Annotated in this window: 1 pseudogene; it reads left to right on the top strand. The window is 66.5% G+C overall.

The annotated features are described in order from the left end of the window. Nucleotides 1-626 (top strand): annotated as a pseudogene (locus tag QF629_13020) (transposase).

A 626-nucleotide genomic window follows, 5' to 3' on the forward strand; every position in this document is an offset into this window, starting at 1 on the left:
CCTGAAGACGGCGGAGGTCTGCCGCGAGCACGGCATCAGCCCGACGACGTTCTACAAATGGAAGGCCAAATATGGCGGCCTGGACGTCTCGGACGCGCGCAAGCTGAAGAGCCTTGAGACGGAGAACGCGCGCCTGCCGCCTGGTCGGCGTCGATACGAAGACGGTGCGGGCAGAGCGCCCGCCGGACAATCCTGAGATCCGACGGCGCATGCGCGAGATCGCGGCTGAGCGCCGGCGCTTCGGCTATCGCCGCATCGGGCTCATGCTCGCACGTGAGGGAATCACCATGAACCACAAGAAGTTGCGACGCTTGTACAAGGAAGAAGGCCTGGCGGTGAAACGCCGGCGCGGGCGCAAGCGGGCCACGGGCACCAGAGCCCCGCTCGCTGTGCCCTCGCTTCCCAACGAGCGCTGGTCCTTGGACTTCCTCTCGGACGTCTTCGAGCCGGGGCGGCGCTTTCGCATATTCGCTGTCATCGACAATTGCACCCGCGAGAATCTCGCGCTGGTCGCCGACACCTCGCTCTCCGGGCGCCGCGTCGTGCGCGAGCTCGATGCCCTGATCAGGCTGCACGGCAAGCCCGCGACGATCGTCAGCGACAACGGCAGCGAGCTGACCAGTCAC

The sequence above is a fragment of the Alphaproteobacteria bacterium genome (assembly GCA_030739735.1).
In the GTDB taxonomy this organism is placed as follows: domain Bacteria; phylum Pseudomonadota; class Alphaproteobacteria; order UBA7887; family UBA7887; genus UBA7887.